This is a genomic window from Methylobacterium persicinum (genome assembly GCF_022179525.1).
Lineage (GTDB): Bacteria > Pseudomonadota > Alphaproteobacteria > Rhizobiales > Beijerinckiaceae > Methylobacterium > Methylobacterium persicinum.
In genome coordinates, this window is record NZ_BPQX01000033.1 from 107,028 (window position 1) to 122,837 (window position 15,810).

At 68.0% G+C, this 15,810-nt stretch carries 12 protein-coding genes; 6 read left to right on the forward strand and 6 right to left on the reverse strand.

Features of this window, described 5'->3' with window-relative positions; genetic code table 11:
* The first annotated feature begins 87 nt into the window (after positions 1–87).
* From murI to MFF22_RS14420, 5 genes are all read left to right on the forward strand, one after another.
* Complete coding sequence (murI, locus tag MFF22_RS14400; protein ID WP_238249655.1) at positions 88–966, forward strand: glutamate racemase; 879 nt, start codon at positions 88–90, stop codon at positions 964–966.
* A gap of 73 nt (positions 967–1,039) precedes the next feature.
* Positions 1,040–3,190 (forward strand): O-linked N-acetylglucosamine transferase family protein, encoded by a 2,151-nt coding sequence (locus MFF22_RS14405; RefSeq protein WP_238249656.1) that lies wholly within the window; start codon positions 1,040–1,042, stop codon positions 3,188–3,190.
* 59 nt (positions 3,191–3,249) lie between these two features.
* Positions 3,250–4,476 (forward strand): DegT/DnrJ/EryC1/StrS family aminotransferase, encoded by a 1,227-nt coding sequence (locus MFF22_RS14410; RefSeq protein ID WP_238249657.1) that lies wholly within the window; start codon positions 3,250–3,252, stop codon positions 4,474–4,476.
* A 7-nt stretch (positions 4,477–4,483) separates the two neighbouring features.
* Positions 4,484–5,233 carry a WbqC family protein gene (locus tag MFF22_RS14415; protein WP_238249658.1) on the forward strand — a complete coding sequence of 250 codons (750 nt, stop codon included), beginning with the start codon at positions 4,484–4,486 and terminating at the stop codon, positions 5,231–5,233.
* On the forward strand, positions 5,223–5,711 hold the full coding sequence (locus MFF22_RS14420) for a GNAT family N-acetyltransferase (protein WP_238249659.1): 489 nt from the start codon (positions 5,223–5,225) through the stop codon (positions 5,709–5,711). Before MFF22_RS14415 ends, MFF22_RS14420 begins: the two co-directional genes overlap by 11 nt.
* A 662-nt stretch (positions 5,712–6,373) precedes the next feature.
* Here MFF22_RS14420 and MFF22_RS14425 read toward each other — a convergent pair.
* The 6 genes from MFF22_RS14425 to MFF22_RS14450 all read right to left on the reverse strand — a co-directional run bounded on the left by MFF22_RS14425 (position 6,374) and on the right by MFF22_RS14450 (position 13,419).
* On the reverse strand, positions 6,374–7,615 hold the full coding sequence (locus tag MFF22_RS14425) for a cytochrome P450 (protein WP_238249660.1): 1,242 nt from the start codon (positions 7,613–7,615) through the stop codon (positions 6,374–6,376).
* Positions 7,608–8,924: an NAD(P)/FAD-dependent oxidoreductase gene (locus tag MFF22_RS14430; protein WP_238249661.1), complete on the reverse strand. Its 1,317-nt coding sequence runs from the start codon at positions 8,922–8,924 to the stop codon at positions 7,608–7,610. The genes MFF22_RS14425 and MFF22_RS14430 overlap by 8 nt, the downstream gene beginning before the upstream one ends.
* On the reverse strand, positions 8,921–9,136 hold the full coding sequence (locus MFF22_RS14435) for a ferredoxin (RefSeq protein ID WP_238249662.1): 216 nt from the start codon (positions 9,134–9,136) through the stop codon (positions 8,921–8,923). The genes MFF22_RS14430 and MFF22_RS14435 overlap by 4 nt, the downstream gene beginning before the upstream one ends.
* Positions 9,115–10,422, reverse strand: a complete 1,308-nt coding sequence (locus MFF22_RS14440) for a glycosyltransferase (protein WP_238249663.1) — start codon at positions 10,420–10,422, stop codon at positions 9,115–9,117. Before MFF22_RS14440 ends, MFF22_RS14435 begins: the two co-directional genes overlap by 22 nt.
* A gap of 103 nt (positions 10,423–10,525) precedes the next feature.
* A complete protein-coding gene (locus tag MFF22_RS14445; RefSeq protein ID WP_238249664.1) occupies positions 10,526–12,253 on the reverse strand; it encodes a patatin-like phospholipase family protein in 1,728 nt (575 codons plus the stop codon).
* A complete protein-coding gene (locus MFF22_RS14450; protein ID WP_238249665.1) occupies positions 12,250–13,419 on the reverse strand; it encodes a DUF3095 family protein in 1,170 nt (389 codons plus the stop codon). The genes MFF22_RS14445 and MFF22_RS14450 overlap by 4 nt, the downstream gene beginning before the upstream one ends.
* A 673-nt stretch (positions 13,420–14,092) precedes the next feature.
* Here MFF22_RS14450 and MFF22_RS14455 point away from each other — a divergent pair.
* Positions 14,093–15,790, forward strand: coding sequence for a methyl-accepting chemotaxis protein (locus MFF22_RS14455; RefSeq protein ID WP_238249666.1), 1,698 nt, complete (start codon positions 14,093–14,095; stop codon positions 15,788–15,790).
* Positions 15,791–15,810: the final 20 nt, after the last annotated feature.

Below are 15,810 nucleotides of genomic sequence, written 5' to 3' on the forward strand. Positions count from 1 at the left end.
CGTGAGCCTTTCTCTCGCCGCAGTGAGACGACTTTAACCAGCGCTCCCGATGCTCGCCGTCCGTCCGGTGGGGAAATGAGCGTTTCGATGCGGATCGACCTGATGGCAGGCGCCGGTGTTTCCTTCGCCCCCATGCGGGCTGCGCCGGATCCCACGATCCTGCTGTTCGATTCCGGGCTCGGCGGACTTACCGTGCTCGATGCCGTGAGGCGGGCCCGACCGGATGCCCGCTACGTGTACGCGGCCGACGACGCTGCCTTCCCCTACGGCCGCCTCTCGGAAGCCGACCTTGTGGCGCGGGTCCTGGAGGTGATGGGGCAGCTCATCGCGACGCATCGGCCGGATCTGGTGGTGATCGCCTGCAATACGGCGTCGACCCTGGTGCTCCCCGCCCTGCGCCAGCGCTTCGCGACGCCTTTCGTCGGAGTCGTGCCCCCGATCAAGCCCGCGGCGGAGACGACCCGGTCCGGTCTGGTGACGCTCCTCGCCACCCCCGGTACCGTGGCCCGCTCCTACACCCACGACCTCATTGCGACCTATGCCGGATCGTGCCGGGTCACCCTGGTCGGCTCCCAGAAGCTCGCCACCTTCGCCGAGGCGGAGATGGCCGGAACACCCGTGGACGACGCCGCCCTGGCGGAGGAGATCGCCCCCTGTTTCGTCGAGGCGGAAGACGGCAGGCGTACCGATGTCGTCTGTTTGTCCTGCACCCATTATCCCCTGCTTCTTCCGCGGATGAGCCGACTGGCTCCATGGCCGGTGAGTTGGATCGATCCAGCTCCGGCGATCGCCCGGCGGGTGGTGCAGCTCGTCGGGCCGGGGCAGCATCGCAACGTCGCCGGGGAAGGCGCCGTCCTGGCGATCTTCACGGCGGGCCACGCCCTTGCGGGTCCCTTGCGCCAGAGCCTTGCCCTCCACGGGATCGGCGAAGTGAGCGTGGATGCTATGCCACCGCGCATGCAGTGACGGTGCACGGGTCATAATCTTAACCGTGTTTTAGGATGGCCTCAGTCACCCTTCGCCAGTGGAGGGGCGTCAGATGCTCGATCATGGCGGTGGATCAGCCGGGCAGCGTCGGTTGCCGGGTGCCGCCGAGCGCTTCCTGTCCAAGGCGGTGGCGCATCGCGAGGCCGGGCGTCTCGACAAGGCGCGGCGGAACATCGACCGCGCTCTGGAAATCGCCCCCGATCACGCCAACGCCCGCTACGAGCTCGGCGTATTGCTGTCCCGGGACGAAGGGCCTGCGGCGGCGGTTCCACATTTCGCCGCGGCCCTGAAGGGCGCGCAGAGCAAGGCCAGCTACTGGATCGCCCTTCTCGGTGCCCTGCTGGAATCGCAACGGATCGACGAGGCGAAGCTCATCGCCGAGCGGTTCCGGGCGACCGGTCTCGCAGAGACGGCGACCGCCGCCCTCGGCGTCCTCGTCAAGCGCGCCGTGGATCTGGGAAAGGGCCTTTACGAAGTCCAGGACTTCGCGCGGGCCGAGGCCTACCTGGAATTCGCCATCGCGATGGACGAGACCCACCCGGACGCGACGTTCCTGGCAGGGGCGATCGCAGCCCGGACGAACCGGCTGCAGATGGCCTTCGACCTCATGAGCATCGCCATCTACAGGACGCCCGACAGGGCCCTGTACTTCGCCGGGCTCGGCGCCGTGCTCAACATGATGGATGACGAGGGGGGCGCGCTTTCGGCCCTGGAAAAGTCCCTCGAACTGGATCCGGACCTCGCCGTCACCCACACGAACCTCGCCGGGTTTCTCCACAAACGCTCCCGCTACGCTGACGCGATGCGCCATGCCGACCGGGCTTTGGAGATCGATCCGGATTGCGCCGGCGCCCACGTCAACCGCGGGCAGATCCTGAAGAGCATCGGCAGGCTGCACGAGGCGATCGCGGCCCTTGACCGTGCCACCACCCTCACGCCCCTCAACATCGACGCCCATTCCAACCGGCTGTTCACGAAGCTCTACGCGGGCGATATCCCGCACGAGGATTATGTCGCCGATGCCAGGGCCTTCGGGCGCCGCTTCGCCGACCCCCTGAGGCGCAAACGACCGTTCCGGAACGACCGCGACCCGAACCGGCGGTTGCGGATCGGTTTCGTCTCCGGCGACTTGTGCGGCCACGCCGTCGCGCGCTTCCTCGAACCCTGCATCGAGCGCTTCGACCGCGGCGCCTTCGAGATCTTCGCCTACATGACCCGGGCGACCGAGGACGGCGTATCTGCCCGCCTCCGTCCGCTCTTCGACCACTGGCTGAACATCGCCGCGATCGGCGACGAAGAGGCGGCCGACCGGATCGAGGCGGACGGGATCGATATCCTCGTGGATCTGTCCGGCCACAGCTCCTACCACCGGCTGATGCTGTTCGCCCGCAAGCCGGCGCCGATCCAGGTGACGTGGATGGGGCACCCGGCGACGACGGGCCTGAGCGCGCTCGATTACCGCCTCACCGACGACGTGCAGGATGGCGACGCCTCCGACGCCTTCCACACCGAGACCCTGTGGCGTCTTCCCCGCGTGTCCGCGACCTACCGGCTCGCGGACGAACTGCCTCCGGTGCGCGACCGCGCCCCGTTCGAGGACAACGGTACCATCACCTTCGGCGTATTGAACCGGTTCGAGAAGGTGAGCGACGCGGCCCTTCAGTGCTGGGGCCGCATCCTCGCCGCCGTGCCGGATGCGCGGCTCTTCATGGTGGTAGGTGACGCCGAGACTCCCGAGATGCGCGCTCAGGTCGATGAACGCCTCAGCCGCGCCGGGATCGACCTCGACCGCCTCATCCTCCAGGGTCGAGTGAGCGAGGGCTACTTCGAGTTGTACCATCGGGTCGACATCGCCCTCGACCCGTTCCCCTACAATGGCGGCACGACGAGCTGTGACACGCTCAGCATGGGCGTGCCGTTCGTGACCCTGTGCGGCACCGTCGCCACCGAGCGCACCGGCGCAACCGTGCTCGGCGCCCTGGATCTCGACGAACTGGTCACGCACACGCAGGACGATTATGTCGCCCTCTGCGTCGCCCTGGCGACGGACCGTGACCGCTTGCTCAGACTTCGCGACGGGCTGCGGGAGCGGATGCTCGCCAGCCCCCTGACCGATCACGCCCGCCTCGCGGGCGAGGTCGAGAAGGCCTTCCGCGCCATGTGGCTCCGCTGGGCGACAGGTGTACCATGCGCACGCGGATGACCCGTTCCGAGGACCCCGCCGATGTCCGCCCGCGCCGGCGGAACGGCCCCGTCGGTTCCATGGCACCTTCCACGCTGATCGAAGATGCCCTGGCCGAAAAGCTCGCCGCCGCCGCCCGCGACCCGGCGCTGCTGAACCGGCCGGAGGTCGACCCGTCGCCGCTGCGGAGCGGCGGCGGCCCAGTCTACGTCACCAAGCCATTCCTCCCGCCGTTCGCCGAGTTCGAACCGCTGCTGCGGGAGATCTGGGAGCGGAGGGTGCTGACCAATGGCGGCCCCTACCACCAGGAATTCGAGCGTCGGCTGGCCGAGCATCTCGGCGTCGCCCACGTCGCCCTGTTCAACAACGCCACGACAGCGCTCATCATGGCCCTGCGGGCACTCGGGCTGTCCGGCGAAGTCATCACGACCCCCTATTCCTTCGTGGCGACCTCGCACGCGCTGCTGTGGAGCGGCCTGACCCCGGTCTTCGCCGACGTCGATCCGGTGACGTTGAACCTCGATCCGGTCTCGGTCGAAGCCGCCATCGGCCCGCGCACCCAGGCGATCCTCCCGGTCCACTGCTACGGTCACCCCTGCGATGTGGAGAGCCTCGCCGCTATCGCCCGCCGGCACGACCTGAAGATCGTCTACGATGCCGCGCACGCCTTCGGCGTCCGGGACCCGGGGGGCTCGATCCTGCGGCACGGCGACCTCTCCGTGCTCAGCTTTCACGCCACGAAAGTCTTCAACACCTTCGAGGGTGGCGCGATCGTCTGTGCGGACCCACGGCAGAAAGAACACCTCGACAAACTCAAAAACTTCGGCATCGAGGACGAGACCCTGGTGACCGAATGCGGTCTCAACGGCAAGATGAGCGAGTTCAACGCCGCCCTCGGCCTGCTCCAGCTCCGCTACATCGACGCGGCGATCGGCCGGCGCGGCGCCATTGATCGCATCTACCGGGAAGGCCTTGCCGGCATCGCGGGTGTCACCTGCCTCGACCGCGCCGGGGAGGTCGAGGCGAACTATGCCTATTTCCCCATCCTTGTCGGGCCGGACTACCCGGTGGCCCGGGACACCCTGTGGGAGATCCTGAAGGCGGACGGTATCAACACGCGGCGTTACTTCCACCCACTGATCTCCGATCACCCGATGTATGTCGGGTTGTCGAGCGCGGACCGCTCCCGCCTGCCCGTGGCGGCGCGGGCCGCCGACCAGATCCTCTGCCTTCCGATCTATCCCGATCTCGAGGCGGAGGTGATGTCACGGGTGATCCACCGCATCGCCGACCCCCTCCGGAGATGAAGCGGGCATGCGCGTCGCGATCATGCAGCCTTATCTTCTTCCGTATATCGGTTACTTCCAACTGATCGCTGCGGTGGACCGTTTCGTCATCTACGATACGGTCAAATACACCAAGAAGGGCTGGATCAATCGCAACCGCTTCCTGCGCGACGGGGAGGCGGTGACGTTGACCCTGCCCCTCGCCCGCGGTGCCGACGAACTCGACATCCGCGACCGGCACGTCTCGGCCGAATTCGCGCCGGCCAAGCTGTGCGCCCAGATCGCGGGGGCCTATCGCAAGTCGCCGTTCTTCGCGGAAACGATGCCCCTCATCGAAGGCATCCTGCATCATGGGTCGGACAATCTGTTCACCCACCTCCATGCTGGTCTGACGCTGACCTGCGCGCATCTCGGAATCATCACGCCGATCCTCGTCGCCTCGGAGATCGAGGGCGCGACCCCGTTGCGCCGGCAGGACCGGGTGCTCGACATCTGTTCCCGGCTGTCGGCCACGGTCTACATCAATCCGATCGGCGGGACCGAACTCTACGATCCGGCGGACTTCGCCGCACGCGGGATCACCCTGCGCTTCCTGAAGGCGCGCGCCCATGCCTATCCGCAATTCGGTGCGCCGTTCGTGCCCTGGCTCTCGATCCTCGATCCGTTGATGTTCCTTGGCCGCGATGGCGTCCGCGAGACCCTGCTCGACGCCTTCGACCTCGTCGGCGGCCTCGATGCGGCGGTGGGCGAACTGCCGCCCTGCATCGATGCAGCGTGACGCCGTGCCGATCCAGTTCGGGCACAACTTGTCCGGTGCGGCGGAGATCGAGACTCACCTGACGGCCTGCTCGGATCGTTTCATCCCACCGCTCGCCGGCCGGGTCATCATTCCCGACTATGCCGCGAAACTAGCTCAGCGAGCCGAACGTTTCGAGGCGTGGAGCGCTGACACCCTCGTGGGATTGGTCGCTGTCTACTGCCCGGCGGCGACACCAGCTCGAGGCCCGGACGCGGAGGCTCGACGGCCACCCGGAGACGCTTTCGTGAGCAATGTCAGTGTTTTACCCAGCTATTCCAACCGCGGGATTGCGCGGGAACTGCTGGCGAAGGCCACCGCATATTCGCGGACTCGCGCCGTGCGCATCGTCCTGGAAGTCGACCGGCGGGCCCCTGCCCTCCGCTTGTATGAGGCCAGCGGTTTCGCGGTCGAGGCGGTAGACGGCGATACCCTCACCCTCGCGCGGCTTCTGGCTTGAGATCCACGGTCGATAAGGTTCCGTCACCGTGCCGCGACGGACAGTCACGGAAACAGAATCGTTCGAGTAGAGATTGAGCGTTCCAACGGATACCGACACATTTTCACTGTGTCTCCAATACATCACGCGCGGACTGTCCGCTTCGAGCGACGATCGACGTCATATCGGCGCCCCGAGAATTGCGGCATAGGCCGCAGCCCACGCGATCGAGGGAGAATCGATGTCCGGTCGGCGGACGAAGGCTGCTGTTGTTCTGGCGTTCGTTGCCGCGATGCTGCCTCTCGCGAGCGGCGTCCGGGCCGACCCTGTCGCACCGCAGCAGCGGGCGGCCAAAGACGTGGAGTCGACGTCATCCGTCACCTTGGGCCGGCTCAGCGTGAAGATGCTCGGGGTGGATCGGCCCTGGGATCCGCACATCTGCATCGGCTGCGACGGGAATAGCGGAGCGCCCCGCACCCGGTTCGGACATCTCCGGAACCGATAGGCGGTGATCGGTGCGGATCCCTTAGGAACCCCTTCCCCTGCCCCTCCCCGTCATTGCGAGCGTAGCGAAGCAATCCACGGAAGCGGAACGTCGAACGTCGTGGCGCTGGCCCTGGATTGCTTCGCTTCGCTCGCAATGACGGAAGAGGCAGTATGAAGAGAGCGTCCCTGATAAGGTTCTAGACGATGCCCGCGATGCGGATGCCGAGGTTCTGCGGGCCCCGCAGCGAGGCTCCGGGGCGATAGGGCGGCGGGTCGGCGAGAAGACTCGGCTGGCGCAGTCGCTGGCAGAGCCGGACCAGGGCGATCTCCGCCTCGATCCGGGCAAGCGGTGCGCCGACGCAATAGTGCAGGCCACCCCCGAACCCGAAATGCTGAACGTCGTCCCGGTCGGGATCGAAGCGGTCGGGATCGGTGAAACGCTCGGGATCGCGGTTACCGGCGGCGAAGAGCAGGATCACCGGAGCCCCCTTCGGGATCGTCGTCCCGGCGATTTCGATCTCACCCAGCGCCTTGCGCGTCCGGAAATGGACGGGTGGCTCGAAACGCAGGAGTTCCTCGATGAGCTGTGGCGCTCGCTCGGGGTCGGCCTTGAGGCGGGCAAGCTCGTCCGGGTGCCGGAGCAGAGTGAGCATGCCGTTGGTGATCAGGTTCACGGTGGTCTCATGCCCGGCCACGAGGAGCAGGACCGCGGTCGAGATGAGATCGACATCGCCCATGGCGGGCTGGTCGGGGGTGCCACGCCGGGCGAGGCCGCTGAGCATGTCGTCGGCCGGATGCCGGCGCTTCTCCCGGATGAGCCCGCGCATATAGGCGGCGATGGCGTCGAAGGTGGTCACCGTGACGCGCCTCGTGTCCTCGTCCCGGCGGGCATCCGGTTCGAGGGCCGTGGCCAGCCGCGTGGCCCAGTCATGGAACTGTGGCTCGTCCTTTTCCGGTACGCCCAGGAGTTCGCAGATGATGGCGACGGGCAGCGGGTAGGACAGATCCTCGACGAGGCAGACCTTGTCGCGCCCGCGGCATGCCTCGATCAGCTTGTCGACATGCGAGACGACCCGCTGATGCAGGCCGTTGACCCGGTGGATGGTGAACTCCTTCATCACGAAACCGCGCAGGGTGTCATGGTCGGGCGGATCACGGAAGATCAGCGGCCGGTGCCCGTTGGCCACGCGATTCTTGATCGGGTTGAGAATCCAATCCCGCAGCGGATTGCCGGTGCGCGGACGCCGCGACGGCGGCAGATCCTGGGAACTCAGGCGCGGATCGAAGATCAGGCTGCGGATCGCGGCATGGGTGCTGACCACGTAGGCCCCGTCGCGCTGGCGGGTCACGGGGTTCCGACGGAACCGCGCGTAGATCGGATAGGGATCGGCCCGGTTGCCGGGATCGAGCACTTCGGCGAACAGGGTGTCGTCAGACATGGGCGCTCTCCCGCGGCTGCAGCTTTGCGGCAGGTCCGGGCCGCGGCCCGGGGAAGCCCGGCGCCATCGTTTCGATGCGGCTCTGGTCTATCGCATCGAGGATCGGCGGGAAGGCGGCCCCGGCCAGGATCCGGTCGGCATAGGCTGGCAGCCACCGCGCTTGGTCGAACGACACGGCGGCGATGCTGCGTCCGGCCCGTCCGTAGACGGCGAGGAAGCGCAGCCCGGCTCGGCTCCCCTGCACGATCGCGACGGAGTCGGCTCCGTCGGTGAGGCCGACGGCCTTGATGTTGATGCCGAATTGGCTCGACCAGAAGGCCGGCAGGTGCGTGTAGATCTGCGGATCCTCCGGTCGCAGCATGTTACCCGCCGCGTGGGCCGCCTGCTCCACGGCGTTGCCCCAGTGCTCCACCGTCATCGGCTTCCAGCCGTAAAGGGGGTTCGGCCAGCGCGCGACATCCCCCGCGGCGTAGATGTCGGGGTCGGGCTCGCCGTCCCGACCGAGGGCGCGACAGGTGCCATCGCAGGTCAAGCCGCCGGAATCGGCCATGAGTCCGCCCTCGGCCAGCCAAGCGGTGTCGCGGACGGCGCCGAGGGCGATGATGACGAGGTCCGTCTCGATGGCCCCCCCATCCTGCAGGTGAGCCCGGCGGACCCGCCCACCCTCTCCGGCGAGGCTGAGGACCTTCGCGCCGGGCCGGTAATCGACGCCGGCCCGGCGCATGCACCCCGCCAGGGTTTCGCCGACCAACGTCCCGACCACCCGCGCGAGGGGCGTCGGATTGGGGTCGACCATGGTGACCGGCAATCCAAGATCACGGCAGCAGGACGCGGCCTCGCATCCGATGAGGCCCGCGCCGATCACGAGGACACGCTTCGGCGGCGCCGTGAGCGCTTGGCGAAGGGCGGTGGCGTCGTCGCGACCGCGAATGGTGAAGATCCCGCCAAGACCAGCCCCCTCGCCCGGCCACGGGCGTGCACGCGCGCCGGTCGCGATGAGGAGCTTGGCGAAGGGGATCACGCTGCCGTCGGCGAGGCGGATCGACTTCCCCGGCCTGTCGAGGCCGATGGCCGGATGGCCGAGCCGCCACCGTGCCCGGAGGGGATAGAGCTGCGGCAGGGTAGTCGCCTCGGGCCGCAGCTCTCCCGCGAGGACGTGCTTTGATAAGGGCGGCCGATCGTAGGGACCATACGGCTCGTCGCCGACGATGGTCAGGGGACCGTCGTAGCCGCCGCGTCGCAGGGCTTCTGCCCCACGCAGCCCCGCGAGGGAGGCGCCGACGATGACGATTCCAGGTTTTTCGCTCATGGGGCGTCCTCCCCGGCGAGAGCGGCAGGTTCGACGCTGATCGCCCGGACGGGGCAGGCCAGCCGTGCCCGCTCGATTCGGGGACGCGCCTCTTCGGGTGGAGCGGGATCGTAGAAGAGGATCTCATGGCCCCGCAGCTCGAAGGCTTCGGGCGCAGCGTAGCAACACTGCGCGTAACCCTGGCAGCGGTTCAAATCGACGACGACACGCATGCGGCAAGCTCCGGGCGAGGGGAAAGGGTTGGGGCGCCGGCATCGATCGCGGCCAGGATTTCGCGCTCCGCGTCGCGCCGGGCGAAGGCTTCGGCCAGGGCGGCGGCCCGATGCCGGTAGCGAGGCTCCGACAGAACCGCCTGGATCGCCTCGTTCAGGGCCGGGACGGACGGGGCGTTGGTGGCGAGGTTGATCCCGGCCCCCGACCACCCGATCCGCGCCGCGACCTCCGCCTTGTCCTCACTGAGGCCCGCCGCCACGAGGGGCACGCCCGCCGCGAGGGCTTGGCAGACGCTGCCGTAGCCGCCGTTGGTCACGAGCAGATCGATCTCCGGGAGGATCTCACCGAAGGGCAGGAAGCGCGCGATGTGGGCGTTGGCGGGGATCGGGATCCCGACGGCCGAGACAGGCCGCCCGCCGGTCGTGGCGACCACGAACAGATCGTCCCGCGCGGCGAGGGCCGTAAGGGCAGGCTCGACGAGCTGTCCGAAATCCGCGTTGGCGAGGGTGCCCTGGGTGATGAGCACGACGCGCTTGGTCCGGTCGCGGGCCGTCCACCAGTCCGGTACGGGGGCGCTGGACCGCCCGGTCGGAAGCAAACCGACGAAGCGCAGCGTCTCGGGCAGCCGGCCAAAATCGTATTCGAACTCGGGCACGCTCGGCTGGAGGAAGGCGTCGGGCAGCGTGGCGATCGATTGGGTGAGGGAGGCTGGCAGGGCCGGCAGGCCCATTGCGGCGAGGCGCCTGTCGGCGAAGGCCCGCACGGGGTCTACGAAGGCCGAGTCCATGGCGAGCTTGAGCTGCGCGTAGCGCGCGAGGTCGGCCTCGCCCTCGGCCGGGGGGAGGCCCAGGCCGATGGGCGCTCCGTCCGGCCGGTCGAGGAACAGGATGCTCACGTTCAGGACGATGATCGGCGGCCGGCGCTCTTCAGACAGGAGCAGGGGAAGCACGCCGAGGAACATGCTGCCGGCTACGATGACGTCCGGCTTCTCGGCGGCGATCAGCTCCCGCAGCCGGGCCGCCTGGAACGGCATCGGCTCGATGAAGCGGCGCTCGAACTCATGCGTCCAGCGCGCGGGTCCCGGCGGGAGCGCCGGCTCGAGATAACCGGCGGACCCGTGGTCGTCGCACGGCGCGAAACGCAGGCCCGAATCCACGACATTTGCGGCGAAGGCCGGATCGGTCGTGACGATGACGTCGTCGCCCCGGGCCGCAAGCAGACGGCCGATGGCGAGCAACGGATTGACGTGCCCGGTCAATGGGGTAGCGGCGATCAGGACTTTCATGTCGGCCTCCTCGATGTGCCAGCTTCTCCATCGTTCATTCGCGAAGGGGCCTGCCCCGTTACGGGGAAGCGCGTCCGGGCGTGTGCCACCGCACGCCCACCGGTCATGCCCATCCGTCGAGACCTCCCGAATGGATTGCCTCCCGGGCGCAGCGGTAGCCGAGGGCGGCCGTCGTCTCGAAACTCGACCACGCCCGGAGATCGACCCCTGCAAGGGACGGCTTGAGCACGACGGCGGCGCGGCTCACCGACATCAGGCTCTGCGCGTCGCTCGATACCGTCGCCGCCCGAAGGAGGAGCGGGGCGATGCCCGGCATCGCATCGGGGAGGCCCAGGATGCGCCGGATCAGGTGCCCCTTCCAGGAGCGTTCCGGCATGTCGGTGAAGGCGCGGTCGCTGCCGACGTCGACGGCCAGGACAGGCCCGCGCTGCATCGCCGCCAGGACGTCCGCGGGCAGGTTGTTCATCATCCCGCCATCGACGAGGATCCCGTCCTCGGACACGACGGGGGGCAGAAGGCCGGGGATGGCAATGCTGGCGCGCAGGGCCGTCGCCAGATCGCCGCTCCGGTGAACCGCCGCCTCTCCCGTGGTCAAATTCGACGAGATGCAGATGTAGGGGAGCCACAGATCCTCGATCCGGGCCTCGCCAAACTGGTGGCGCAGGGCCGTGTCGACCTTCAGCCCGCGGGTGAGCGCGTGGAAGGGCAGCGTGTAGTCATTCAGCGGGTTCTGCCCGACGAAGGTCGCGGCCATCTGCTGGCGGATCGTCGCCGGGGCGAGGTCCATCGCGACGCTCGCGGCGACGACGGCGCCCATGCTCGTGCCGCCCAGGAAATCGATGGGCAGATCCGCCTCGGCGAGGGCTTCGAGCACGCCGAGATGGGCGAGGCCCCGGGCGCCCCCGCCCCCGAGAACGAGGCCGCGGGCCTTGCCCGTGGCGAGACGCGCCAGCCGGGCGAGGTCGCGGGCGCGGCCGTCCCGCACCTGGATCCTCATCGTCGCCGGCAATGCGGCGACTTCGGGATGAAGCGGCCGCGGGAGGGACGCCGTCGCCGGCTGGTGGATCGCGAGGTCGATCCGGATCCAGGCGGAGCGAAGGGGCTCGATCAGATCCTGTGCCCCCGGCCTCGCGGGCAGTCCCGGCTCCGCAAGAAGCAGGATGTGGTCGGCATGGCGCAGACAGAGTTGGCACCACGGGCAATCGGCTACCCGGTTGGCGACGAAAACCGTCCGGGCATGCCGGGTCTCGAAATCGTGGAACCACGTTTCGTCGGCGCCCTCCGGCCAGTCGTTGAGACAGCCGGTATCCCCTGGCAGGGCGGCGTCGAAGGCCTCTGCAAGACGGTTTCCGAACGCTGCGGCGTCGAGGCCCTCCGTGACGGCGAGCACCGCGAAGCTGCGTGGCGCATGATCGAAAGGCCGCCCCTCCGAAGCGGCGCGCAGCCGTCCCGCGAGGAGCCGGGCGAAGTAGAGCAGCGTGGCCGGATGGTGGGCGACGACCTCCTCGAAGGCGGCGCGGCTGAGGCGGAGCAGATGCGTATCCCGCAGGGCCGTGGCGGTCGCCGAGCGGGGTTCGGCGGACAGGAGCGCCATTTCGCCGAACGCTTCCGGCGGGGTCAGCCGGGCGAGGCGGCGCGTCGCGCCATCCGTTGGGTCGCGGGTCGAGATCCCGACGGCGCCTGAGACGATCGTGTAGAGGGCATCACCCTCCTCACCCTGCTCGAAGATCGGGACGCCGCCCGCGACCGCCACGGAGGTGAAGCGCCGCCTGATCGCCTCGGCCGCCGCGGGATCGAGCCCGGCCAGGAAAGGGATCTCGGCGCTCGTCATTCGGCCGCCCGTTTGATGTCGAGGGCGGCGCGGGCGTAACCGCCCCCAGCACCATCAACGAAATGCAGGTGGTCGGCGCGAATTGGCGAGGGGGTGATGCAGGTCACCACGGCCGCATCCTGGCAATGAAGGCCATAGGACACCAAGCCCTCGGCCTTGGCCGCCGCCAGCAGCGCTTCGATCCGCTCGACGGTCTCGGGCGGACTGGCGACGGTGAGGCGCAGGCCGTCGCCATATTTCCGGAAATCGGCGTTGGCCACCAATTGCCGGCTGTAGGTGCGGGGTGAGAAGCGTCCGACCGTCAAGCCGAACCGGAACACGGCATAGGAAAAAGCGCGTCGGCCGAGGAGCAACAGGCGGCGCAGAATGCGCGATCCGAGGACCGGGTCGGCAGCGGCGGCATCCTCCGTCAGCCCCGACCAGGGCAGGCGCATCGATGGGCCCCCGTCCGGGAGGGGACGGCCCATACCAGGCCCGGCCTCGATGGCCGCAAGCACGCTTTCGAGGACTGTTCTGACAGCCTTCGCGTCGGCCCCCTGGCGCGGGAGCACGATCAGGGACAGGACGATGTTCCCTCGGCTGGCGACGGGCTCGAAGCGGCACGACAGGCCGTTGAGATCGGGCCTGCTCCCGTCTTCCGCCGGCGCGACGGCATTCAGGCCCGCCTTCATGGCGGCCTCGGCCCAGGCGAGGCCGCCACCCGTGAACATCGCATAGGCGACATCGGCAGAGGCGCCGTATCGGGCGATGCGCAGGTCCTGCCCGGCCGCGCGGACTGCCGAGACGGGGATGAGCGCGGCGCGCAAAGTCAGCTGGAGCGCGTCGCGAACCCAGGCCACCGTCTTCGCGAGCGCCCTTTCCACGGTCGCGCGGCGGTCGGGCGGGATGAGAAGGCTCGCCCCGTCGCCGCCGAAGGCAAACGGGATTTCAATATCGGGCAAGGCGTTGCGGATCGCCGTAATGGCGGCGGCGCCGGCCAGATTCACCGCGCGGTAGCGTCCACCCTCGATCGCGGCCGTCGACATCACGACGTCGCTTACTGCGATCCACCACGAGTCCGGCACCGGCACGTATCGGCTGTCATCCAGCACGTCCTGAAATCGGTCTATGGGCGTCAGCGCCGTGTAATCGAAGGATATCGCTGAGATCACCCGGGGATCAGGCACTTCGACCTCCGGTCATCCTCGTCCCATCGCCACGCCAGCCCATCACAAGGTCTCCGTTGCCGTGGCTATTTTCCACTCTTCGGCGGTGGCAATGGTATAGTTACTTCCATCTCTGCGGTTTCGGGGGCCATCCCGTGTCAGTCTGCTGATGGGATGGCCGAACAATAATCAGGTTTGCGTTGATTCTTCCATTGTCATCGTCAGGTCGCCGCCTGCATATCTTATTTACCCGTTCAGATTTCGCCGCGGGCGCCCACATGCGACGGGGCGACGGGGATGGGGTTGAGATCGGCGTCTTAGCGCGCGATCCCTCGCGACCTCTGCCCAGCCCACGGTCTTGGAATTCTGAACTAGGGGAGCGACCGATCACGTTGAGGCGGCCCCCGGCCTCTCACCTCAGGATGAGGCCTTCGAGGCGTCTGTCGCCGCACCTCAGGCTGAGGGCAAGATCTATAGGCTTGTTGAATCAACTCGTTCGGGTTCGGCTCTAGGTCGATGTTTGCTTGACGACCTACGTTCGTGTCGCGAGATTTTACATATTTGTTACTGATATAGAAATCGGATCGCTCGAAGCGGAAATTAAACGCACGATAATAATTCAATTGGAAATGTCGGACGCTGGCCGTCCGGGACGCGGCAGCTTCTTGCGGTCGATCTCGTACGGTTTCACGTGATGAAGGCACTCGGCAATCTCAAGGTCGCCGTCAAACTGGCGATACCCGCGGCCGTGCTCATGGCCGTGTGTGCCGGGATGATTCTGCTGGCGCGGGGCAGCCTCGCGACCCTCGATGCCAACACGCAGCAGATCGTCGATTTCAGCGCGCAGCGTGCCGTCCTCGTCCTGAAACTGGCGGTGGCCGTGGACGAGGCGACGATCCGCGAGAAGAACACGATCATCGAAGGCGACAGCGCAGAAAAGCGCGCGATGCGTGATCAACACGCCGAAGTCGAGCAAGTAGCAAGCAAGGCGACGGCGGATCTGATCAGACTGTCCGATACCCCCGCACGGCGATCCATCAACGAGAACCTGCGAGACCTGACGAACCGTTTCTTCACGACGTCGCGGACCGTCATGGACTTGGCCCTGCATGACGATATCCATGCGGCCGCCAAGATGTCGAACGGCGAGGGGCGCGCCGCCCGCAAGGTTCTCGTCGAGACCCTGAACGACCGGGTTGCTGCCAACGTAGCCGACCTGACCGAAGAGAAGCGGCACGCGGGCGAGGTGGCGGCCACCTCCACGGAAACCCTGACCCTAGTCGCGGCAGCCGGCGTCCTCGTGGCCTTCGGCGTCCTGGGTGCCATCGTCCTGTTCGGGATCACGCGGCCGCTCGGCGGGCTCGTGGCGTCCTTGGAGCAGATGGCCCGGGGCGATGTCGATGCCGCCATTCCGGCAGCCGTGCGGGGCGACGAGATCGGCGCGGTGGGCCGTGCCGTGCAGGGTATCCGGGACATGGTCGCCAGGAAGGCCGCCGAAGAGGCCGAGATCCGCCGGATTGCGGAGGCGGCGGCGGCACTCGAACGGAAGCGCACCATGATTGAGTTGGCGGACCGGTTCGAGAATGCGGTGGGCGGGATCGTCGGCATGGTCTCCTCGTCGGCCACCGAGTTGCAGGCCACGGCGGGTTCGATGAGCAGCACCGCGGCAGAGACAGCCGCGCAGTCGGCCACCGTCGCGGCGGCGGCGGAACAGGCCGCGTCGAACGTCCAGACCGTCGCGGCCGCGGCCGAGCAACTCGGCTCGTCGGTGCAGGAGATCGGGCGGCAGGTCGGCGGCTCGACCCTCCTCGCCCAGCGCGCCGTGAGCGAAGCGGATCAGGCCGCCGTCGTCGTGCAGGAGCTGAACGCCGTCACGGCGCGGGTTGGGGCCGTGGTCGACCTGATCTCCACCATCGCAGGCCAGACCAACCTCCTGGCCCTCAACGCCACCATCGAAGCCGCACGGGCGGGGACGGCGGGACGCGGTTTCGCGGTCGTCGCCACGGAGGTGAAGGCACTGGCCGAGCAGACGGCGAAGGCGACCCAGGAGATTTCGGGTCAGATCGCCCAAATCCAGTCCTCGACCGGCCTCGCCTCGTCGGCCATCGGCGGGATCACCGCCCGGATCCAGGAAATCAGCTCTGTCGCGACCTCCATCGCGGCCGCCGTGGAAGAGCAGAGCGCCGCCACGCAGGAAATCGTGCGCAACGTGACCGAGGCAGCATCGGGCACCAGCGAGGTGACGGGCAACATCGCGGGGGTGGCTGGCGCCGCGGAGGAGACCGGCGCGGCGGCGAGCCAGGTGCTGGGCGCGTCTTCGGAGCTGTCGCGCCAATCCGAGCAGCTCGCGGCAGAGTTGGGCCGCTTCCTCTCGACCGTTCGCGCGGCCTGAGAGCGGAGCGATCCGGTTGG

What these genes read in the sequence shown, in the direction of transcription:
- MFF22_RS14425 (WP_238249660.1), bottom strand. Translation starts at nt 7,615, where the DNA reads ATGTCTGACGACACCCTGTTCGCCGAAGTGCTCGATCCCGGCAACCGG.
- MFF22_RS14405 (WP_238249656.1), top strand. Translation starts at nt 1,040, where the DNA reads ATGCTCGATCATGGCGGTGGATCAGCCGGGCAGCGTCGGTTGCCGGGT.
- MFF22_RS14415 (WP_238249658.1), top strand. Translation starts at nt 4,484, where the DNA reads ATGCGCGTCGCGATCATGCAGCCTTATCTTCTTCCGTATATCGGTTAC.
- MFF22_RS14435 (WP_238249662.1), bottom strand. Translation starts at nt 9,136, where the DNA reads ATGCGTGTCGTCGTCGATTTGAACCGCTGCCAGGGTTACGCGCAGTGT.
- MFF22_RS14455 (WP_238249666.1), top strand. Translation starts at nt 14,093, where the DNA reads ATGAAGGCACTCGGCAATCTCAAGGTCGCCGTCAAACTGGCGATACCC.
- MFF22_RS14445 (WP_238249664.1), bottom strand. Translation starts at nt 12,253, where the DNA reads ATGACGAGCGCCGAGATCCCTTTCCTGGCCGGGCTCGATCCCGCGGCG.
- MFF22_RS14440 (WP_238249663.1), bottom strand. Translation starts at nt 10,422, where the DNA reads ATGAAAGTCCTGATCGCCGCTACCCCATTGACCGGGCACGTCAATCCG.
- MFF22_RS14430 (WP_238249661.1), bottom strand. Translation starts at nt 8,924, where the DNA reads ATGAGCGAAAAACCTGGAATCGTCATCGTCGGCGCCTCCCTCGCGGGG.
- MFF22_RS14420 (WP_238249659.1), top strand. Translation starts at nt 5,223, where the DNA reads ATGCAGCGTGACGCCGTGCCGATCCAGTTCGGGCACAACTTGTCCGGT.
- murI (WP_238249655.1), top strand. Translation starts at nt 88, where the DNA reads ATGCGGATCGACCTGATGGCAGGCGCCGGTGTTTCCTTCGCCCCCATG.
- MFF22_RS14410 (WP_238249657.1), top strand. Translation starts at nt 3,250, where the DNA reads ATGGCACCTTCCACGCTGATCGAAGATGCCCTGGCCGAAAAGCTCGCC.